Genomic DNA, 20,144 nt, shown 5'->3' on the forward strand with positions numbered 1-20,144 from the left:
AGACGATGACTCGACTCGCGGTTCTGCTAGCGGTGGTGGCCACCGCGTTCGCCGCCTGGTTCGGCTACTCCTGGTGGGACGCGAGCCGGGACGACGGCGTCGCGCGGGCCACCGTCCGCGAAGAGGCGTTGCAGGTGGGCAGGCAGGCTGTCGCCGCACTGACCACTTTGGACTATCGACAGGCCGAACAGGGCTACCAGAACTGGCTGAACCTGTCCGGCGGCGCGCTGCACGACGAGCTCGCGCGGGACCGGGAAGGCGGGCTGGGCCGGATCGGCCAGGCGAAGACCGTCACCACCGGCCGGGTCGTCGACGCCGCGGTGACCGAAGTGGACAGCGGTGGCGGGACCGCCGAGGTGATCGCCTCGGTCGAGCTCGAAGTCCGCCCCGACGGCGGGGAGGCAGTCACCAAACACAACCGGTTCCGTGCCGGCCTGAACCGGACACCGGACGGATGGCGCGTCACGTCGCTCGGCCAGGTGCCGGTGACCGACACCGGAAAGCCTTGACGGAGGACGGAATGACCACGAAACGAGCCGTCAAACCGGTGCGGCGCACCGTGAAGGTCGCCGGGAAGATGGGCGGGAGCGCGCGGGTCCTCGAAGCCCCCGAAACTCCCGACTCTGTGGTCCCCGAGGAGCCCCCGGTCATCGTCGCTCCTGTGCGGCGGCGGGGTGTTTTGGTGTTCGGCGCGGTCGCGCTGGTGATGGCGGGCCTCGCGGGGTGGTTCGCGATCGAAGCGCGGGACGCGACGGCGGTCCTCACGCACAACACCGCGCTGACCGACGTCGCCACGACCGCCGAGGTGAGCGACCAGGTCGGCAAGGCGCTCGGTACGGTGTTCTCCTACCGCTACGACGATCCCGCCAAGAGCGAAAAGGCCGCGAAAGAGGTCCTGACCGGGCCCGCGCTGGGGCAGTACGACCAGCTGTTCGCGCAGGTCCGTGGGCTGGCGACGGAGCAGAAACTCGTCGTGACCTCGACGCCGGTGGTCTCGGGCGTCAAGGTTCTCGACGGGGACCGGGCGTCGCTGCTGGTGTTCCTGGACCAGACCGGCGTGCGGGGGGATGGGCAGCGGAGCTCCGGTGCGGCTCAGCTGAGCGTGACCGCTGAACGCTCCGACGGCCGCTGGCGAGTCACCGCTCTCGCCGCCGCCTGACCTTTCCACGCAACTAGTCGACTACTTGCGCTGCCGGTCCGTGAAGGCCTCCTTCCCTACTCTCAAAGTAGGGAAGGAGGCCTTCACGGCATTGGGTCGCCTTGTGAAGGGGACTTGCGGCCGACGGCGATCCGCGTGAGCCTCAGGAGGGGGCGGCTCGCAGGGCCAGGATCATCTCGAACCGCCGCTCAGGATCCCGCAGCCCGTCCGAGAACAGCGCCTCCAGCTCTTGAGCGCGCGACCGCACCGTCTGCGGATGCACCGCGAGCCGTTCCGCCACCTCGCGGACGTTCCCGCAGGTCTCGAGCCACGCCAGCAGCGTCCCGGCCAGCCTCGAATGCTGCTTCCCGGTCAACCCGGCCAGCGGACCGAGCCGCTCCCGGACCAGTTCGGCGGCCAGGAACGGTTCCTTGAGCAGCCACAGGCGCGAAAGGTGGTCGACACACCACGTCACGGGTTCGTCGACGAGCGCGCCGGACTCGACGAGCCGCAGGGCCTCTCGTGCGGCCCGCAAGGAACGTGCCGCGAAGGCGGGTGGGACGGCCGGGCCGATCGCGGCCCGGCAGCCGGTCAGGTCTTCGGTGAAGCGTTCCCGTTCGTCCGGTTCCGGAGCGGGGAGCAACAGACAAGGAGAGGGACTCTCGAAGTCGGCCAACCCGGTCAACGCGGCTACGGGCGCTTCGTCCGTCAGCCGGTCGAGGGCGACGGCGACGAGGAGGTCCGGCAGCTGCCAGCGGGCCAGGTCGGCGGCGTGTTTGACGACATCGGGCGGTGACGGCGGCTCGGCGAGCAGGAGCTCCATCAGCCGGTGCCGTCGGCGCTCCAGCGCGCCCGCGGCCTTCTCGCGCGCTTCCGCGTGGCCCTCGACGGACAGCGCCGACAGCTCGTCGATGTAGGCGAAGATGGCTTCGGCGAGCAGGCACAGCGTCGCGGAAGGGACGCCGGCGCGGCGGCCGGCCTCGGCCACCCGGCGCCAGGTCACCCTGGCCCCGACCCGGTACGCGGCCTGGAGGACGTCGACGTTGCGGCCCTGGTGGAACTCCTGGACGCCCAGGCTCAGGAACACGCTCCGCCGGTCTTCCGACGGGGCTTCCGGGTTCCCGATCCGCTCCACGAACTGCAGGAACGCCATCTGGACGCCGGTTTTGAGCGCCTTCCCGAACGCGCCGTCCAGCGGCCGCGCGTAGTCGGGGATGGTCCGCTGGATCTCGCGGACCACCTCTCCGGCCACGTCGGCCAGCACCGGCCGGAACACGGTCGACAGCTCTCTCGGCAGCAAAGCCCAGAGCTGGACGGCACGCCCGCTCGACCCATCGGGCCGAGCGGGCGTGAGAAGCGGGCCGTACGTCGCCTCGATCCCGCTGCGGGCATCCTGCGGTCGGGTCACCTCGTCACCTCGTTGTGAGTGGGAAACGCTGGTCAGTCCTCGGTGAGCAAGGCCTCCGCGCGCAGAGCGATCTCCATGTCGAGCCGGTCGTCGGCGTTGTTCAACCGGTCGCCGAAGAGATCGATGAGCTGGTGCATGCGGTATCGGACGGTCTGGGGGTGGACCTTGAGTTTTTTCGCGATCTCCGGGGCACTGCCCCGGGACTGCAGCCAGATCAGCAGCGTCTCCCCGAGCCGCGCCCGCTGTTTGGGGGTGAGGTCGTTGAACGGGGCGAGGCTGCGGGTGCACAGCTCACGGACCAGGAACTCGTCGGCGAGCAGCCACAGGGTGGACAGGTGATCGCTGTACCGGGTGACCGGTTTGTCCGGCAGGACCCCGCGCTGGACCAGCCGCAGGGTGCGTCGGGCCCACAGCAGGGAGCGCGGTGCTTCGGTGAGCCGCACGGCCGGGCCGATCACCGCCCGCCAGCCGGGAAGCCGTTCGGCGAGGTCCTTCAGGTGCTTGTCGGGGTCGCCGGTGACCAGGCAGGGCTTGGGACCCTCGAAATCGACCAGGACGTCGGAGTCCAGGTCGGCGCTGTCGGGGTCCAGCGGGCCGAGCCGTCGTTCCAGCGCGACGACCGTGACCTCGGCAGGCATCGCCCATTGGGCGTTGGCGGCGTGGGACGCGATCGACTGCGGTGAGGACGGCGGATCGGAGAGCATCAGTTCGAGCAGCCTGCGCCGGCGTCTCGCCCTGGTGCCCGCTGCCCGCTCCTGTGCGGCGGTGTAGCCCTCGATGGACAGCGCGGAAATCTCGTCCACGTAGGCGAAGATCGCCTCCGCCGCGGTGCACAGGAGATCGGCGTCCGCTCCGATCGCCTGCCCGAATTCCGAGACGTGCCGCCAGGCGACGCGACCGCCGACGCGGTACGCCGTCTGCAGGCAGTCGAGGCTGCGGCCCTCCTTGAACTCGACCTTTCCGAGGTTGCGGAACACCGCCGACCACTTGTCGAGCGACGTCGTCCCCTGTCCGATGGTATCGAGGCAGTGCAGGATCGCCTGCCGGATACCCTGCGTGATGATCTGTCCGAACGCGCCTTCCAGCGGCTGCGCGTACTCGGGGACGGCTCGTTGCACCTCCTGAAGGATGGCTCGCGCCAGGGGGTCGGCTCGCGGCCGGAACCGCTCGCCGAGATCCCTCGGCAGTGACGCCCACAGTCCATTCGCACCGGTGCTGCGCACAGGTCGGTTCTCCACTGGGGTTCTCGGTGCCGGCGTGAAGGCGCGCGGTCGCTGGACCGGACCCGGTGGCTGGCGGTGCGGGGTGGCGGGGTTACGCACGTCGGGGTCAGGCCGTGCGGTCCGCAGATCGTGCCGCGAGAACCCGGTATCCAAGTCGGTCATGTTTTTTATCCTTGCTGGCAACAAAATCAGCCTCTTCAACGGTGAAGCCGATCCAGATTTTGTGGCTCACGCAACATAAAATCCGGCCGAGAGGACTGTCAACGGCTGGCGGGGCCTTGATCGGCCACCTGGATGGACTACACCCGAACGGGTGGTCCGATCCGGCGGCGGGTGACACTTAGGCGGGCCTGAGATGAGGCCCGGGTGACAACTTTTCCGGGGCCTTTTCGAGCACCTCCGCCGCCTCGCTGGCGCGGATGAGCACCTCGACGACCTCGTCCAGGCTCAACCGGGCGGGTGCGGTCTCGGCGAGGAAGCGCTCGAGCTCGCCGCCGAACCGGGCCGGATCGGCCACATGTGGAAAGTGTTTCGCATTTTCGAACACCGTCAAGCGGCTATCCGGCAGCAGTTCGCTGGTCTTCCGGCCGTGGCCGACCGGGATGAGCGGATCGTGCGCGCCCCAGACGACCAGCGTGGGCACCTCCCGGGCGAGGTAGAGCTTGTCGACGGCGCTCGCGCGCTGGCCGCGGAGGTCGATCAGGCTGCGCGCGATGAACAGGAACGCCCGCCGCCTGCCCGGATCGGCCAGCGACGAGAGGTGGCGTGTCAGCTCCCTGGTCTCGGGGGAGAGCTTCCCGCCGAGCTTGCGGCAGGCGGCGGCGATCCCGCGGGCGATCGCGACGGTGACCGGGTTGACGGCGGCCGACAGCGTCGCCTTGGCCCCCGGCAGCGCCGTCGCGCGCAGGACCGGGGTCACCTGCGGGCCGAGCCCGGCGCTGCCCACGAGCACCAGCCGGGCGCACATCTCGGGGAACTGGTACGCGAACTGCATCGCGATCCCGCCGCCGAGGGAGTGCCCGGCGATGGTCGCGTGGCGGTTGCCGGTGAGCGCGAGGACGTCACGGACCACGCTGGCCATCGCGCCGAGGCCGTAGTCGGCCCGTGGCGAGCCCGAATCACCGTGTCCCGGAAGGTCGGGGACGAGAACGCGGCGGTCGAACCCGGTCCGCTCGAAGTGGTCGAGCAACGGCACCCAGGTCTCACCGCTGCCGGAGATCCCGTGCAGCAGCACGAGCGGTTCACCTGCGATGTCCTTTGTGGACGGCAGGTATTCCCGCAACCGGATTTCCTGCCCGTGCAGGGTCAGTGTGCGCGTTTGAAGGGCCATGTCCCGCCTTTCCGTTGTCAGGCGTCAAAATAACGGGTAGAACGGCTGGTGCGTCAGCGTGTCGCCGGACACGTCCGGTAATGACGACCCGGATGACAAGAATTCCGGCGCGCACCCCGAGCCGGATGCTAAAACCGTGACGGCGAGGCCGTTTCGCATCGACAATCTCCCACCGTCCCGGTATTCAGGAAAGCGTCGGTAAACACCCGTCACCACGGGGAGAAGAAACGATGGCCTGCCGGGCGGACTTCCACATCGACCAGCCGAGGGCGAAGCGCGCCCGCCGGGGCCTGCGCTGGGTGCTCCCCACCGTGCGGCCACCGGAACGGCGGGTCCGGCGCGTCAGCTCCCTGGTTCCCCTTCGTCGGGGCGGAGGGCCCGCATAAGTCGCTGCGCGCGCAGCGCGAGGTGCATGCCCAGCCGGTCGTCCGCGTCCTTGAGGCGGTCACCGAACAGGTCTTCCAGTTGCCGAAGGCGGTTCCGCACGGTCTGCGGGTGCACTCCCAGCCGTTGCGCGATATCCGGTGCCCCACCGCGGGTTTCCAGCCATGCCAGCAGGGTTTCGCTGAGTCGCGCCTGTTGTTTCTCGCTCAGTGAGCTGAACGGGTCGAGGCTCTGCTTGGCGAGCTCTGCCCCGAGGAAGTCCTCGGCGAGCAGCCAGAGCGTGGCGAGGTGATCCCGGCACCAGACGATCGGCCCGGGGGCGTCTTCGCTGGTCAGCAGTAGTGCGCGGCGAGCGGTGCGGAGGGCGGCGGGGGAGTCGGTGAGCGGTACGACCGGGGAGACCGCCGCGCGCCAGCCGTCCATCCCGTCCTTCAGCGGCGCGAGATCGGTGTCGGGATCGGCGGTGAGCAGATACGGCTCGGTGCTGTCGAGGTCGTGCAGCACGGTGTCGTCCAGGAGATGGGCGGGGAAGCCGGGGGCACCCGGGGTGCGCTGGAGCGCGACCATGGCCGCGGTCTCCGGAACACGCCATCCGGCGCCTTTGGCCAGGCTCGCGATGCTGCACGCGGACCCTTCCGGGGCCTGCGAGATCAGTTCGAGCAGGCGGCGGCGCCGGAGCGGGATCGCGCCTGCCGCCTTGGCTTCCGCTTCCTGGTAGCCCTCGATCGTCGTGGCGCACAGTTCGTCGACGTAGACGAAGACCGACTCCGCCGCGAGCGCGATGACGTCGGGGCCGACACGGAGTCCGCGCACGATGGGCCGCATCGCGCGCCAGGCCGCCCGGGCGCCGACCGTCGCGCTGTCGTGCAACGGTTCCAGGCCGCGGCCCTCCGCGAACTCGGTCCGTCCGCGCAGCCGGTAGAACTCGATCCAGCGGTCGTGGGGGACGTCCGGGTCGCCGATGCAGTCGACGTAGTGCTGCACCGCCCGCTCGCAGGAGACGACAAGGACCCGGCCGAAGACGCCGCGCAACGGCAGCGAATACGCGCTGACCGACCGCTGCACCTGCTTGATCATGGCCGCCGCGGCGTGACCGACATACGGACGCAGTTCTTCGCCGAGCGAACGCGGCAACGTCGCCAGCATGCCGAAACTGCGGTACTCGACCACGAAGACCACCCTTTGATTTTCTTCGAACCGGGGACGGGAACATGAATCCCTTTGCACAACCGCGTCGGATCGACGGACCGGGTGCCGGGAGTGTTTCTACTGGATCGGCCGACGGCGTGTACCACGAATGTGACGTTGAATTGGCGACGGAAAGTCGCGGCACGCCGCGCCGGTGACACGGATGGGCGTTTCGGCGTGGCGGCTTTTGACACGGATGTGGCGCCGGTTCTACGCTCCGTGCATTCGAGTGCGCCGGTGGCGCGCGGACGAAAGGGAATTGGTGCCCGTAATCGTCGGCCTACTTCACAGCGGGAGAACGCACACGTGAGCTGGCAGCCCGTTGGTTCGTTGTGGGCACGCCTGCCGAGGGAACTCGGTGACGCCGTCCGGCCGCGGATCCCGGCGATCGCCCGGTACTGCGTCGAAGGCGTGATGTCCGAAATCGCCGAATGCGCCGAGGTCTTCAGCGACAGCGACGCCCGTGCCGCGGCCGTCGAGCTGACCCGGCGCAGCATCGAACGCGCCATCGACCGGGTCGGCGTCCCCGAACTGCTGCAGAACGACCTGCTGGCGGACTTCCGCGCCCAGGGCAGGATCGCGTTCCATCAAGGACTCAGCCGCGAGGCCGCGCAGGCCGCGTTCAGGGTCTCGAGCCGGGTGCTGTGGCGTTCGATCGCCGCGGCGGGCCGTCAGCTCCAGCTTTCGGGCGACGTGCTCTACGGCGCGGCCGAATGCCTGTTCGGCGACGTCGTCGAGGTGACGATGGCGCTGACCGAGGGCTACAACGCCGCACAGGCCGAGGCGACCGGGCCCGCGGAGCAGCGGGCCAGGTTGTTCCGGCTGCTGACCGGCGGCGCGGGATACACCCAGGCCGACGCCGGCGCGCTCGCCGTCGCGATCGGCTGGCGCATCCCGCAGCGGATCACCGCGGTCGTCTTCAGCGCGGCTCCCGGGGCGCCCGCGTTCCCTTCGGGACTGTTGCCCTCGGGGGTGCCCGCGGATCTCGTCTCCGACGCGCCCGGCGCGCTGGTGGCGTGTCCCGAAGCCGACCTCGGCGGCCTGCGGGAACTGCCTTCCGGCTGGTCGGCGACGGTCGGCGTGTCCGTCCCGACGGCACAGGCCGCCGAGTCGTTCCGGATCGCGCGCCGCGCGTCCGAACTGGCCCAGCGGGGGATGATCACCACGGTCGGCCCGGTGCTGTGGTGCGAGGAGCACATCACCACGCTGTTGCTGCTCGCTGACGAGTTCCTGCTGGATCAGCTGGCCGTCGAGGCGCTGGAACCGTTGTCGGGACTGGCGCCGCGGCAGCACGACGAGCTGGCGGCGACCCTGCTCACGCAGGTGCAGACGCGGGGGAGCGCGCCCGAGATCGCCCGGCAGCTCGCCGTGCACCCGCAGACGGTGCGGGCCCGCCTGCGGAGGCTCACGGAGTTGTTCGGCGAACGGCTGGACGATCCGGATCAGCGGCTGCGGATCGAACTCGCGCTGCGCGCGGAACGACTGAGGCCCGCCGACGTCTGATTCCGTAGGCACTGACGGGCTCCCGCCACCGGGAACACCCAGCGGCGGTAGCCCCACCAGCGGAACGCCGAACCCGCCGCGGTGCCCAGCAGCATCCCGCTGACGAAGTCGGCGATCTCCTGCGCCAGGAAACTGACCTCGGGGACCTCGAAACGCAGGACGTAACGCGAGATCAGGGGCGGGCACAGGTTGATCGTCACGGCGATCGCGTTGACGGCGAAGAACAGCGCCGCTTCGTGCAGCCTGCGCCTGCCGCCGCGGGTGTGGAACGCCCAGCGGCGGGAAAGCAGGTACGCGAAGGCCGTCGCCACGACGGTCGCGATGGCCAGTGCCGTGACCGGTTTGGCTTGCAGGACGGTGAGTTTCAGCCCGTAGTTGGTCCCGAGGGTGAGGCCGAACGCGGCGAGGCCGACGGTGGCGAACCGGAGCAGCTCACGCCGCTTGCCGGTCCGCGCACCGCCGTGCGCCGCGTCGTCCACAAAGGACGCTGGGGCGGTTCTGAGCACCGCGGGCTCAGCAGTTCGACGTCGCCGGGGTGCCCGCGACCCGGTCCTTGAGGAAGGCGAGCACGTCGGCGTTGCCGGTGTAGACCGCCGTGATGTGATCGGTCTCGAAGGTCTTCCAGGTCGTCTTGACCCCGGCGGCGCAGTAGGCCTTGTGCAGCGCGTCGGCCTGGGCGAACTGCACGAGCTGGTCCTGTGTCGCGTGGTAGAGGAACACCGGGACCTTGGGGGGTGTGCCGCCGAGCTTGTTCTCGTTGAGCCGCTTCACCCATTCCGGCCGTACGTAACCGGCGCTGGTCGTGTAGTCGGCGATCCTCTGGTTCGCGTAGGTGGTGAGCAGCTCGAACGTGCACGCGCTCTTCTGCATCTCCGCCAGTTTCACGCGGCCGTTGTCGCTGAGGAAGGAGTCCAGCTTCAGCTCGGGGTACGCCTTGTCCAGGCCGAGGAGGGCGTAGGCGAAGACGCCGAAGCCCTGCTTCCCGTCGAGTTGCAGCGTGACCTGGACGAGGTCGGCGGGCACACCGCCCGCCGCGACGCCGACGAGGTTCAGCTCCGGGGCGTACGAGGGCTGCAGTTCGCCCGCCCAGGCGGCCGCCCCGCCACCCTGCGAGTACCCGCGGAAGAGCACCTTGGCGTCGGTGGACAGCTTGGCTTCCGGCAGGCGTTGCGCGGCGCGGACCGCGTCGATCACCGCCGGGCCTTCCGAACGCCCGACCACGTACGTCGTCTTCGGGTCCTGGCGGTAGCCCTCGTAATCGGTCAGCGCGACGGCGTATCCGGCGTCGAGCGCGTCGTCGAGACCCGACTGCTCGTAGAACGCGCCGATGTCGACCATCTTCGACGGCGCGCAGTCGAACGCCGGACCCTGCGTACCGGCGGCGAACGAGACGATCGGCGCCTTCGCCGGGTCGGCGTTCTTCGGCACCAGCACCGTCCCGGTCACCGCGTCCGGCCGCCCGAGGGCGTCCGTCGACAGGTACATCACCTGCCACGCGTTGACGGAATCCTTACGCGGTCCGGCTTTCGAGACACGTGAGCGGATGATGTCACCCGGTTTGCCCGCCGGGAGCGGGGACGGCGGGGTGTAGAACGAGTCGTCGGACGCCGTGGGGGCGGCGGAATTCGCCGGGCTCCCGCTCAGCACGGTCAGCAGACCGGCGGACAGGACGATCGCCAGCACGGCGGCGAGTGTCCGGCGGGACGGGCGGGGGAACGAGATCGGCACGGCCGGGCCTCCAGAGTGCGGGACGGGTTCAGACGTTGCCGTAGACCTGGCGGCAGGTCGGGGATTCGGCGAAGGCGAGGTTCAGTTCCGGGTTGGCGCGCAGGTGCTTGATCGGGCCTTCCGGCTCGCTCAGCCCGCTCATCGTGGTGTCGGCTTCGGCGACCACCTTCTGCAGGCTCGCCTGGTCGGTGACCGTCGCGCCCTGCATCTTCGTGAGCGTGGCGGCCACCTTCGTCTTGGTCTCGCCGAGCGTGGTGGTGGCCTTGTCCACAGCGGACTGTCCATCCGGGACCGGCGGCACACCGGCGTTCCGGATCCCGCCCGCCATGTCGTCGAGGGCGGCGGAGAGCGAGTTCAGGAAGCCCACCATCGCGGTCTTCGTCACCTGCGGATTGGCGGGATCGAACGCGGGCGGCTGGGACAGCTTCGCCGAGCCCGTCGCGACTCCGGAGCACACCTTGTCCACCCAGGCGAGCGCGGCGGGGTCGGCGTGCCGCCCGGTGTCGGCGGGCTCGTCGGACCCGCAGGCGGTCAGCAGGACCGCCGCGGCGGTCGCTGAGACGGTGGCGAACGCGATTCGCGCTGCCGTGCGGCGCATTCTTTTCATGGTTTCCCCGTCGAATTCGGCGAAAAAGGGCCGGCCGTGGCACGAGGGGCGGGAATCCGCGGTGGTCGGCGGTGACCGGCTTGCTGAACCGCGAGGTTACTCACGAAGGATTCCGTCAGGCAAGCGAGGCGGGGCCGGGAAAAGGTGATTGGCACGCGCGAGATAGTTTCGCGCCGCGTGATTGTCACCCGCGTCAGCGGTTTCGAATCCGGTCTCAAGTGGCTCTGTGCTGGGGAAACCCATGTGCCGCTACTAGGAACCGGGTGGGTGCACCGTGCCAGGGTGACAATTTACCGGCGGCGCGTCAACTTTTCCGGAGAAGCCCTTGATAGCGGTGCGGGAGCGTCGTTAGTTTACTGTTCGGTTGCGATCCGTCAGACATCGTCGCTACCCGGAGAATTCTCTCGGGCCGATATTTCAGTGCTCTGGGGAATTGTACGCCGTTTCGTATCATCGTTGATACCACGGAAGGACGATCGTGAGTCACCGTAGAGGAACAAAGAAGGCGGTCGCCGCCGCCGCTGCCGGTGCCGTGGGGCTTGCCACCGCGGTACTCGTGGTCGGGGCACAGTCCAGTGTCGCCGATCCCATCTCGCTGCCGCTCAACTACCACTGCAACCTGCCGCTCGTGGGGTCGCAGTCGTTGAAGGTGGTGATCAACACCGATCTTCCGCTGTCGGTCAAGACCGGTCAGCCGACCGGCACGTTCGACATCAAGGCCGTCTCCACGATCAACGCGGACACGGTCAGCGGGCTCAACCTGATCGGTGCGACCACGCTGGACGGCCAGGCCATCGCGGCGGCGAACGTCGCGGCGCCCGGGCTCAACCTGCCGGTCAAGGTGCCCAACGACATCGCCAAGCAGAACATCCCCACCTCGGGCGAGATGACGATCAACGCGGCGGGCAAGACCCCCTCGCTGACCTTCAACCAGCCCGGCGAGGCGAAGATCACCGTGGGTGACCTGCAGCTGAAGGTCACCCCGCGCAAGGCCGACGGTTCGGTCACCGGCATCACGCCGGACGGCACGATCGACGCGCCGTGCACGCAGGATCCGGGCCAGAACAACACCCTGGCGACGATCAAGATCGGTGACGGTGGCGGCACCACCACGCCCACCACCCCCACCACGCCGACCACACCCACGACCCCCACGACGCCGACCACGCCCACGACCCCGCCCACTACGACCACCACCCCCGGTGGCGGCGGGATCAAGTACGCGTTCGGCATCAAGGGTCAGACCGCGCTGAAGTCGCTCGGCAGCACCGCGCCGATCAACGGCGGCTTCGACGCGGACGTCGACCTGGCTTCGAAGACCTTCACCGGCGATCTGAAGCTCGACCCGTCGTCCACCCAGTTCAAGCTGTTCGGGTTCGTCGACGGTCGTTCGGAGATCAAGGTCGAGCAGGTCGGCAAGCAGACCGGTGAGCTCATCGGCACCGGTTTCAAGGCGAACATCAAGTTCAACGTGTTCCTGCCGAGCGTGCAGGTCTTCGGGATTCCCATCAGCAGTGACCCGAAGTGCGGCACGGTCAGCCCGTCCACCAGCGTGATGACCACCGGTCCGGACTTCGACCTGCTCAAGGGCGGGAAGCTGTCGGGTACCTACTCGCTGTCGGCGCTGCAGAACTGCGGTCAGTTGAACGACTTCATCAGTGCGTTCGCCAAGAGCGACGGCAACACGCTCGATCTGAACCTCACCAAGAAGTAGCCAGGCAAGCCGGTCCCCGTCGCGATCCGCGGCGGGGACCGGTGCCGTCTCAGGCCGTCCAGGAAGGCGACCATGCCCCTTCGCATCAATGTCCGGATGCTGCTCGCGGCGGGCCTCATCGTCCTGCTCACCGCCGGCTGCCTGCTCTTCGTCGCCGTCCGCAGCGCGGCGGCCGGCACCCCCGTGGACAAGAAACTGTCGTTCACCTGCCCGTTCCCGCTGATCGGGCTGCAGAAGCTCGACGTGAACATCAAGGCCGACTTCGAGGTCCCGACCGCTCCCGGCGGCACGCTCAGCACCTCAGGGCTGACGATCACCGTGAACGTGCCGGACAAGGCGACGCGCGGGCTCAACCTCGTCGGCGCCGCCACCATCGAAGGCACCGCGGCGGCGGGCGTCACGCTGGTCAACGGCGACGCGAACCCCTTCCCGGTGCGCATCCCGCTGAACGTCGCCAAGACCGGCCTGCCGCCGTCCGGCACCTTCAGCACGGTGGCGACGGGCTCCGTGCCGACGGTGACGCTCGCGAAGCCGGGCAAGACGACCTTGACGGTCGGCGACTTCACCACCCGCCTGACCCCGAAGAAGGCCGACGGCTCGTTCACCGGGATCGGTTCGTTCACCTCGGACTGCACGCTCGACCCCGGCCAGGACCCCGTCCTGCTCTCCTTCGACCTCGGTGACAAGCCGGCGGGACGTCAGTACACGGTCGCCGGCAAGACCGGCGTCAAGGCGCTCGGTGCCACCGCGCCGCTGTCCGGCGGGTTCGACCTGAGCGCCACTTCGGCCACGGTCTTCACCGGCGGCCCGGCGTTCGACAAGGCACACGCCGACTTCCGGCTGTTCGGCTTCCTGCCGGGCGCGGCCGATCTGGAGTTCGTCGCGGACGGACCGCAGGGCGGCGACTTCGCCGGGACCGGTTTCGTCGCGCGGTCCCGGTTCACCACCGTCCTCCCGCTCGTCACGCTCATCGGCATGCCGGTCAGCAGCGGGCCGGGGTGCCGGACGTCGGCCCCGTCGACCGCGGAACTGCGCACCGGGGACGGCTTCACCCTGGCGGGCGGCGGCGCCCTCAGCGGCACCTACTCGCTGGCGCCGCTCACCGGCTGCGGCGCGTTCACCCAGTACTTGAGCTCGTTCGTCCAGGGCGACGGCAACACGTTCGATCTCGTGCTCACGCCGCGCAAGTCCTGACTTCCTGGCGGCCGTGTCGCGAAAGCCACTTTCGGGACATGAGACGTCGCGAAAGTGGCTTTCGCGACACCCCGGGAGGCTGGTGTGGCCTACTCACGACCACCTGTACGGACGCATCACCGGTCACGCCAAGCACTCCGATCAGCTCACTCGCCCACTCCAGTTGGTGATGCTCCCAATGTCGCAGCTGAGACGCTCAGCGACTCAAATGCGACATTGGGAGCATCAACCATCCTTACGAGGCACGGGACCTCTGTTCTCACCACCATCGCACTAGTCGGGCCGGACGCGGGCCCGGTTCCCGGCGGCGGTAATCTGCCTGGCGACACCTCACGGGACACCTGTTCCACCACCAAGGAACCACTGGTGAATCCCTGGGAGTGCCAAGAATGACGATTTCCGCGCCGGAGGCAGCCGTCCGCACGGTGGAGCTGACCGTGTCGGGGATGACCTGCGCCGCCTGTTCGGCACGGGTCGAACGCACCCTGAACAAACTGGACGGTGTCCGCGCGTCGGTGAACTACGCGACCGAGCGCGCGACCGTCCAGGTGCCGGACACGCTGGCCGACGAAGTGCTCATCGAGCGGGTCCGCAAATCCGGTTACACGGCCGAGATCCGCGGGGAAGAGGATCCGGACACCGGCTTCGCGCGGGTCCGTGATCTCCGCCGCCGTCTGGTCGTCGCCGCTCTGCTGGCGATCCCGCTGGGGAACCTCTCGATCACCCTCGCCCTGGTGCCGCGCCTGCGGTTCCCCGGCTGGGAGCTGCTGTGCCTCGTCTTGGCCGTTCCGGTGGTGTTCTGGTCCGCGCTGCCGTTCCACCGCGCCACGCTGCGGAATCTCCGGCATCGTTCGTCCAGTATGGACACTCTGGTGTCGCTGGGCGTGCTCTCGTCGTTCGCGTGGTCGGCTTGGTCCGCCTTCGCGGGCGGCGCCGAACCCGGGTACTGGATCGGCTTCGGCCCGACCGCGGCCGGAGCGGACGCGATCTACCTCGACGTCGCCGCCGGGGTGACCACCTTCCTGCTGGCGGGCCGGTACTTCGAAAGCCGGTCCCGGCGCGGCGCCGCCGGGCTCCTGGCGGCGCTGGACGCCTTGGCCGCCAAGGACGTCCGGGTGCTGCGGGACGGAACCGAGCGGATGGTCCCGATCGGGGAACTCGCCACCGGGGACCTGTTCGTGGTGAAGCCGGGGGAGTCGATCGCCGCCGACGGTGTCGTCGACAGTGGACTGTCCACTGTGGATGTCAGCGCGGTGACCGGCGAGCCGGTGCCCGCGGAGGTCGGCGCGGGCGACCGGGTCATCGGCGCTTCGGTGAACCGGGACGGCAGGCTGGTCGTCCGCGCGACCGCGGTCGGCGCGCACACCCAGCTGGCCCAGATGACGGCGCTGGCGGAGCGCGCGCAGGCCCGCAAGGCCGCCGTGCAACGCCTGGTCGACCGGATCTGTTCGGTGTTCGTCCCCGTCGTACTCGGCGTGGCCGTGCTGACGCTCGCGGTGTGGCTGTTCAGCGGCGCGCCCGCTCGCGACGGTTTCGAGGCGGCCGTCGCCGTCCTCATCATCGCTTGCCCGTGCGCGCTCGGGCTGGCCACGCCGACCGCGCTCATGGCGGGGGTCGGCAGGGGTGCCCAGCTGGGCATTCTCATCAAGGGACCCGACGCGCTCGAGGCGAGCCGCACGGTCGACACCGTGGTGCTGGACAAGACCGGCACGGTGACCACCGGGAAGATGACGGTGACCGGATGCCGACCCGCCTACGGCTTCGTCACCGCGGAGGTCCTGCGGTTCGCCGGGGCCGTCGAGGCCGGTTCCGAACACGCGATCGCGGCCGCCGTCGTGACCGCGGCCAGGGCCGAGCTGCCGGAACTGCCCGAGGTCGAGGACTTCGCCGCGCTGCCGGGACTCGGCGCGCGCGGCGTGGTCGACGGTCACGAGGTCCTCGTCGGCAACCTCCGCCTGCTGACCGGTCGGCAGGTCGCGGTCCCGGCCGACGTCGTCGACGCGTTGGCGGAGGCCGAGCACGAAGGCGCGACGGTGATCCTGGCCGCGATCGACGGCCGGGTCGCCGGGCATCTGGTGGTCCGGGACGTCGTGAAGCCGTCGGCGAGGGCCGCGGTCGACGCCCTGCACGCGCTCGGCCTGCGGACCGTGCTGCTGACCGGCGACAACGAAGCCGCCGCCCGCGTGGTCGCGGACGAGGTCGGCATCTCCGAGGTGCGGGCCGGTGTGCTGCCCGCCGAGAAAGCCGAGGTCATCGACGAACTGCGGGCCGGGGGAGCACGGGTCGCGATGGTCGGCGACGGGATCAACGACGGCCCGGCGCTGGCCACCGCGGATCTCGGCATGGCGATGGCGCGGGGCAGTGACATCGCGATCCGGTCGGCCGACGTCGTGCTGGTCCGCGAAGACCTGCGCGTGGTCCCCGACGCCATCCGGCTCGCGGATCGGACCCTGCGCATCATCCGGGGGAACCTGGCCTGGGCGTTCGGCTACAACGTGGCCGCGATCCCGCTGGCCGCGCTGGGACTGCTGAACCCGCTGATCGCCGGGGCGGCGATGTCGCTGTCGTCCGTGCTGGTCGTCTCCAACAGCCTTCGTCTCAAGGACTTCGGCCGGGCGGACCGACGGGCTGCGTGACACTTCCGGGTGGTTTTGTACCATCGCCCCTGACAAGGGGGTCTTCGTGAAGCCGTTGAACACCGGCGAACCCACCGGCGTGGGGCGCTACCGGGTGTTCGCCGCGCTCGGAGAAGGCGGGATGGGCCGGGTGCTGCTCGGGATCTCCTCCGACGGGCGCCTGGTCGCGATCAAGCAGGTCCACCCCGGGTTCGCGCACGACCCCGGCTTTCGCGAGCGATTCCGCCGCGAGGTCGCGACGTCGCGGCTGGTGTCCGGCGCCTACACCGCTCCGGTGATGGACGCCGATCCGCACGCGCCGACACCGTGGCTGGCCTCGGTGTTCGTGCCGGGACCGGCACTGTCCGAAGCGGTCGCCGCCGGCGGCCCGCTGCCGCCGATGGCGGTCCGGCACCTCGCCGCGGGACTCGCGCTGGCGCTCGGCGACATCCACCGCGCCGGGCTGATCCACCGGGACCTGAAACCGGGCAACGTCATCCTCGCCGGTGACGGTCCCCGGGTGATCGACTTCGGGATCGCCCGCGCCGTCGAGAGCGACTCGGAACTCACGCACACCGGCGCGGTGATCGGCTCGCCCGGATTCATGTCGCCGGAGCAGGCCGAGGGCAAACCGCTGACCCCGGCGAGCGACATGTTCTCGTTGGGCGCGCTCCTCGTGATGGCCGCGACCGGGACGAATCCCTTCACCGGAACGTCCACTCCGCACACCCTCTACAACGTCGTGCACGTCCAGCCCGACCTGCGGCATCTGGCGCCGGAGCTCCGTCAGATCGTCGAGCCGTGCCTGGCGAAGAACCCGGCGGACCGGCCTTCCCCGGCGTGGGTGCTGGAACGGCTGGGGCCGATCCCGCCGATGACCAGCCCGTGGCCGCCGGTGGTCTCACACCTCATCGAGACCCAGCAAGCCGAGGTCCGGCGGCTGCTGAACCCGCCTCCGCCGAAGCGATCCCGCCGCGGCCTGATCGCGGGACTCGCCGCGGCCGCCGTCGTACTGCTGGCCGGTGGCGTCATCACGGCTGTCTCGCTGTCGAAGGACGACCCGCCCCCGGCCGCCGCCGCGCCGAGTTCGCCGCAGCTCCCGGACGAACCGGTCGCCACCCCGGTCAACCAGGATCCGCTCGGACCGGACAACCTGCGGCGGGTCGACCTGTGCAAGGTGCTCAAAGGGCGCGACGTACCCGGGTTCGGCAAGCTGAGCGTGGAGATCGATCTCCAATTCGATTCGTGCACGTACACCTCGCCCGCGGGGAAGTGGCTGGAGCTGGAGGTCGGCGGCGACCTGATCCAAGGCGAAGCGGGTGGCGAGCTCGAAGGACTTCCGTTGCGGATCAAGGGCTCCGGTGACGCGTGCGCGGTCGCGGTCCCGGTCGCCGGGCTGCCGAACACCAAGCTGAGCGCCGACGTGAACTCGATGTCCACAAAGGACGAAGCATGCGCGGTGGTGAAGGCGGCCCTCACCGACGCGGTCAAACGGATCCGGGCCGGTGGCCAGGATCGCGAGCTTCCGGCGGGCACCCTCGCGCCACTGGACCCGTGCGCGCTGGTCGGCGCCGCGACCACGGACCGGCTGATCGGCCCGGTCGTCGAAACGATCCGCGAGCACCTGCACCAATGCCGGTACGACGCGGCGGGCAGTGTCCGGCTGAGTCTCGTGCGGGCGTACCCGCCGTCCCAGACGAAGGACTCGTACTACACGGGTTCCACCACCCTGGATCTCGGCGGTACCACGGTGTACCTGGCGAAGAAGGACGACGGCGTCGCCCGTTCCTCCTGTTCGCTGACCTGGCAGCATCGGTCCGTCAGCGAGCACGACGGCGAGAACGTCGAGCTGACCATCGGCACCAGCGGGACGAAGATGACCGCCGACGAGGCCTGCGAGAAGGCGAAGGGCTTCGCCGGTGCGCTGCTGCAAAAACTTCCGAAACCCTAGGGCTGATCAGTGAAACCGTTGAACCCCGGCGAACCCCGGCAGGTCGGCCCGTATCGGATCATCGCCGAAATCGGTGAAGGCGGCATGGGCCGGGTCGTGCTCGGCCTGGCCCCGGATGGCAGGCTCGTCGCGGTCAAACAGCTGCACGCCCAGTTCGCACACGATCCCCGGTTCCGCGAACGGTTCCGGCGCGAGGTCGCCACCTCGAGGCTGGTGTCCGGCGCATACACCGCCGCGGTCATGGACGCCGACGCGGAGGCGGAAACGCCCTGGCTCGCCTCGGTCTTCGTCACCGGACCATCCCTGAAGGAGGCGGTGGACGCCGCCGGACCGCTGCCCGCCGCGTCGGTACGCCTGCTGGCGTCCGGGCTCGCCGCCGCGCTGACCGAAATCCACCGTGCCGGGCTGATCCACCGGGACCTCAAGCCCAGCAACGTCATCCTGACGAGTGACGGGCCCAGGGTGATCGACTTCGGCATCGCGCGGGTGGCGGAGGAGGCACAGGAGCTCACCGGAACCGGCGCGATCATCGGGTCGCCCGCGTTCATGTCGCCGGAACAGGCGGGCAGCGGGCAGGTCACCGGGGCGAGTGACGTGTTCTCCCTCGGCGCGATCCTGGTCATGGCGGCGACCGGCCGCGGCCCGTTCACCGGCCCGACCGCGCCGCAAACGCTGTATAACGTCGTGCACGCCGCCGCGGACTTCACCGACGTCCCGGACGAGATCCGGCGGCTCGCCGAACCGTGCCTGGCCAAGGATCCGGCCCGCCGCCCCACCCCGGAACAGATCCTGGACCACCTCGGACCCGTGCCGCCCGGCATGGCTCCCTGGCCGGCCGCCGTGCACGCCCGGATCCGGCAGCAGGACACCGAAGTGCGCTCGGTGCTTGGCCCTGCCGCTCCCGATCTGGCGGCCGCCGCCGAAGAAGATGGCGCCGCGCACGAAGAAGCTCCTGTTCGGCGCGCTCGCCGCGGTCGTCCTGCTCGTGGTCGCCGGGATCGTCGCGCTCGGTCTCTCCGTCGCCGAGTACGCGAAGCCCGAGGCGCCGGGTACGGCGTCGCTGGCGGTGAGCGAGGCGCTCAGCCCGGAACGCCTGCGCCTGGTGGATCCGTGCAAGGTGCTCGCCGGTCGGTTCGTGCAGGAGTCCGGGACCCTCAAGCCGGAAACGGGGCCGATCTACCCGGCCCGCTGCAAGTACACCGGTCTCCGAGACGCCTCTTTCGAGATCCGGATCGGTGACGGCGTGAGCAACGTCGAGCGGACGGACCGGACCGCCGAAGGGCTTCCGTTGCTGCGCAGCACGATCAGCGGCGGATGCGATTCGATCGTCCAGCTTCCGGCGGATCGGAAGCTCGGCGTCGTCGTCTCGCATCCGGGCAAGGACGGCGACCCCTGCAAGGCGGCCGACGACATGCTGACCGCCGCCCTCGCCCGGTTGCGCACGCACGAGGTCGACCGCGCCGGCGACCCGGCGAGCCTGCTCCCGCTCGACCCGTGCGCGGTCGTGGATCCGGCCGCGCTCACCAAGAACGTGCCCAACACGCAGCCCGCTCCGCGGACGTTGCGGATCTGCGAGTGGCAGGGCGGCGGGGACACGCTGACCGTCGAGCTGCAGCGAGGTGCGTACGCGCCCGAAGGTTCGCCGGTCGACCTCGGCAACGGTGTCACCGGCGACATCCGGGAGTTCGGCGGCTCGAACTGCGTCGTGACCTGGCAGCACCGTCCGCTGCCGGACCGCGAGGCCGAGCACGTCGCCGTCCGGCTGCTCGCCCGGGAGGGGAGCGGGAGCCCGTGTGACCGGACGAAGGAGATCGCGGCCTCGGTCGCTTCGCGGCTGCCGAAACCCTGAGCTGCCTGCGTTTTGATCGAGAGGGGAACCCCTTTGCGGGCCCGGAAACGGGTCCGCTAAGCTAGCTCCCGTACGAACAACTACACACGCGCGTTTAGCTCAGCGGGAGAGCGCTTCCCTGACACGGAAGAGGTCACTGGTTCAATCCCAGTATCGCGCACCAGGTTCGCTTCCCCGGTGAACCGGAGTTCGTACCACGGGCGATTAGCTCAGGGGGAGAGCGCTTCGTTCACACCGAAGAGGTCACTGGTTCGATCCCAGTATCGCCCACCGCAGTGAAGACCCCATCCGATCAGGGTGGGGTCTTTTCGC

17 protein-coding genes and 2 tRNA genes are annotated in these 20,144 nt (G+C 69.7%); 11 read left to right on the forward strand and 8 right to left on the reverse strand.

The window, feature by feature from the left end; translation table 11 throughout:
• Nucleotides 1-5: 5 nt before the first annotated feature.
• Both ACLJRM_RS19690 and ACLJRM_RS19695 read left to right on the forward strand, forming a co-directional pair.
• Nucleotides 6-509, forward strand: coding sequence for a hypothetical protein (locus ACLJRM_RS19690; protein ID WP_101613261.1), 504 nt, complete (start codon nt 6-8; stop codon nt 507-509).
• Between the two features lie 11 nt (nt 510-520).
• The gene (locus ACLJRM_RS19695) at nt 521-1,159 is read left to right on the forward strand and encodes a hypothetical protein (protein ID WP_101608561.1); all 639 of its coding nucleotides are present in this window, start codon (nt 521-523) and stop codon (nt 1,157-1,159) included.
• Nucleotides 1,160-1,301: 142 nt separating this feature from the next.
• On the opposite strand, the gene ACLJRM_RS19700 is transcribed toward ACLJRM_RS19695, so the two are convergent.
• The 5 genes from ACLJRM_RS19700 to ACLJRM_RS19720 all read right to left on the reverse strand — a co-directional run bounded on the left by ACLJRM_RS19700 (nt 1,302) and on the right by ACLJRM_RS19720 (nt 6,662).
• Nucleotides 1,302-2,546 (reverse strand): PucR family transcriptional regulator, encoded by a 1,245-nt coding sequence (locus ACLJRM_RS19700; RefSeq protein WP_410663880.1) that lies wholly within the window; start codon nt 2,544-2,546, stop codon nt 1,302-1,304.
• A 32-nt stretch (nt 2,547-2,578) separates the two neighbouring features.
• Nucleotides 2,579-3,769, reverse strand: coding sequence for a helix-turn-helix domain-containing protein (locus ACLJRM_RS19705; RefSeq protein ID WP_410663881.1), 1,191 nt, complete (start codon nt 3,767-3,769; stop codon nt 2,579-2,581).
• A gap of 106 nt (nt 3,770-3,875) precedes the next feature.
• Nucleotides 3,876-4,001: a hypothetical protein gene (locus tag ACLJRM_RS19710; protein WP_255414878.1), complete on the reverse strand. Its 126-nt coding sequence runs from the start codon at nt 3,999-4,001 to the stop codon at nt 3,876-3,878.
• 108 nt (nt 4,002-4,109) lie between these two features.
• Nucleotides 4,110-5,099 carry an alpha/beta fold hydrolase gene (locus ACLJRM_RS19715; RefSeq protein WP_410663882.1) on the reverse strand — a complete coding sequence of 330 codons (990 nt, stop codon included), beginning with the start codon at nt 5,097-5,099 and terminating at the stop codon, nt 4,110-4,112.
• 342 nt (nt 5,100-5,441) lie between these two features.
• Nucleotides 5,442-6,662: a helix-turn-helix domain-containing protein gene (locus ACLJRM_RS19720; RefSeq protein ID WP_410663883.1), complete on the reverse strand. Its 1,221-nt coding sequence runs from the start codon at nt 6,660-6,662 to the stop codon at nt 5,442-5,444.
• 315 nt (nt 6,663-6,977) lie between these two features.
• On the opposite strand from ACLJRM_RS19720, the gene ACLJRM_RS19725 reads away from it, so the two are divergent.
• Nucleotides 6,978-8,174: a PucR family transcriptional regulator gene (locus ACLJRM_RS19725; RefSeq protein WP_410605145.1), complete on the forward strand. Its 1,197-nt coding sequence runs from the start codon at nt 6,978-6,980 to the stop codon at nt 8,172-8,174.
• Here ACLJRM_RS19725 and ACLJRM_RS19730 read toward each other — a convergent pair.
• The 3 genes from ACLJRM_RS19730 to ACLJRM_RS19740 are packed head-to-tail and all read right to left on the reverse strand — an operon-like array spanning nt 8,114 to nt 10,500.
• On the reverse strand, nt 8,114-8,680 hold the full coding sequence (locus tag ACLJRM_RS19730) for a GtrA family protein (protein ID WP_233223121.1): 567 nt from the start codon (nt 8,678-8,680) through the stop codon (nt 8,114-8,116). The genes ACLJRM_RS19725 and ACLJRM_RS19730 overlap by 61 nt on opposite strands.
• A gap of 7 nt (nt 8,681-8,687) precedes the next feature.
• Nucleotides 8,688-9,902: a lipase family protein gene (locus ACLJRM_RS19735; RefSeq protein WP_101608555.1), complete on the reverse strand. Its 1,215-nt coding sequence runs from the start codon at nt 9,900-9,902 to the stop codon at nt 8,688-8,690.
• 28 nt (nt 9,903-9,930) lie between these two features.
• Nucleotides 9,931-10,500, reverse strand: coding sequence for a hypothetical protein (locus ACLJRM_RS19740; RefSeq protein WP_101608554.1), 570 nt, complete (start codon nt 10,498-10,500; stop codon nt 9,931-9,933).
• A 541-nt stretch (nt 10,501-11,041) separates the two neighbouring features.
• Between ACLJRM_RS19740 and ACLJRM_RS19745 the strand changes: the two genes are divergently transcribed.
• The 8 genes from ACLJRM_RS19745 (at nt 11,042) to ACLJRM_RS19780 (ending at nt 20,102) form a co-directional block, all read left to right on the forward strand.
• The gene (locus ACLJRM_RS19745) at nt 11,042-12,223 is read left to right on the forward strand and encodes a DUF6801 domain-containing protein (RefSeq protein ID WP_410663884.1); all 1,182 of its coding nucleotides are present in this window, start codon (nt 11,042-11,044) and stop codon (nt 12,221-12,223) included.
• Between the two features lie 72 nt (nt 12,224-12,295).
• Entirely contained in the window at nt 12,296-13,417 is a 1,122-nt protein-coding gene (locus ACLJRM_RS19750; protein WP_410663885.1) for a DUF6801 domain-containing protein, read from the forward strand.
• A gap of 389 nt (nt 13,418-13,806) precedes the next feature.
• Complete coding sequence (locus tag ACLJRM_RS19755; RefSeq protein ID WP_410663886.1) at nt 13,807-16,053, forward strand: heavy metal translocating P-type ATPase; 2,247 nt, start codon at nt 13,807-13,809, stop codon at nt 16,051-16,053.
• Nucleotides 16,054-16,099: 46 nt separating this feature from the next.
• Entirely contained in the window at nt 16,100-17,983 is a 1,884-nt protein-coding gene (locus ACLJRM_RS19760; protein ID WP_410663887.1) for a serine/threonine-protein kinase, read from the forward strand.
• A gap of 9 nt (nt 17,984-17,992) precedes the next feature.
• The gene (locus ACLJRM_RS19765; RefSeq protein WP_410663888.1) at nt 17,993-19,222 is read left to right on the forward strand and encodes a serine/threonine-protein kinase; all 1,230 of its coding nucleotides are present in this window, start codon (nt 17,993-17,995) and stop codon (nt 19,220-19,222) included.
• Between the two features lie 4 nt (nt 19,223-19,226).
• Entirely contained in the window at nt 19,227-19,832 is a 606-nt protein-coding gene (locus tag ACLJRM_RS19770) for a hypothetical protein (protein WP_410663889.1), read from the forward strand.
• Nucleotides 19,833-19,920: 88 nt separating this feature from the next.
• Nucleotides 19,921-19,995 (forward strand) — tRNA-Val (locus tag ACLJRM_RS19775).
• A gap of 35 nt (nt 19,996-20,030) precedes the next feature.
• Nucleotides 20,031-20,102: transfer RNA gene (locus ACLJRM_RS19780), tRNA-Val, on the forward strand.
• The last annotated feature ends 42 nt before the right edge of the window (nt 20,103-20,144 follow it).

This window comes from Amycolatopsis sp. lyj-84 (assembly GCF_046549075.1).
GTDB lineage: Bacteria > Actinomycetota > Actinomycetes > Mycobacteriales > Pseudonocardiaceae > Amycolatopsis.

What these genes read in the sequence shown, in the direction of transcription:
- ACLJRM_RS19690 (WP_101613261.1), top strand. Translation starts at nt 6, where the DNA reads ATGACTCGACTCGCGGTTCTGCTAGCGGTGGTGGCCACCGCGTTCGCC.
- ACLJRM_RS19695 (WP_101608561.1), top strand. Translation starts at nt 521, where the DNA reads ATGACCACGAAACGAGCCGTCAAACCGGTGCGGCGCACCGTGAAGGTC.
- ACLJRM_RS19715 (WP_410663882.1), bottom strand. Translation starts at nt 5,099, where the DNA reads ATGGCCCTTCAAACGCGCACACTGACCCTGCACGGGCAGGAAATCCGG.
- ACLJRM_RS19740 (WP_101608554.1), bottom strand. Translation starts at nt 10,500, where the DNA reads ATGCGCCGCACGGCAGCGCGAATCGCGTTCGCCACCGTCTCAGCGACC.
- ACLJRM_RS19750 (WP_410663885.1), top strand. Translation starts at nt 12,296, where the DNA reads ATGCCCCTTCGCATCAATGTCCGGATGCTGCTCGCGGCGGGCCTCATC.
- ACLJRM_RS19755 (WP_410663886.1), top strand. Translation starts at nt 13,807, where the DNA reads ATGACGATTTCCGCGCCGGAGGCAGCCGTCCGCACGGTGGAGCTGACC.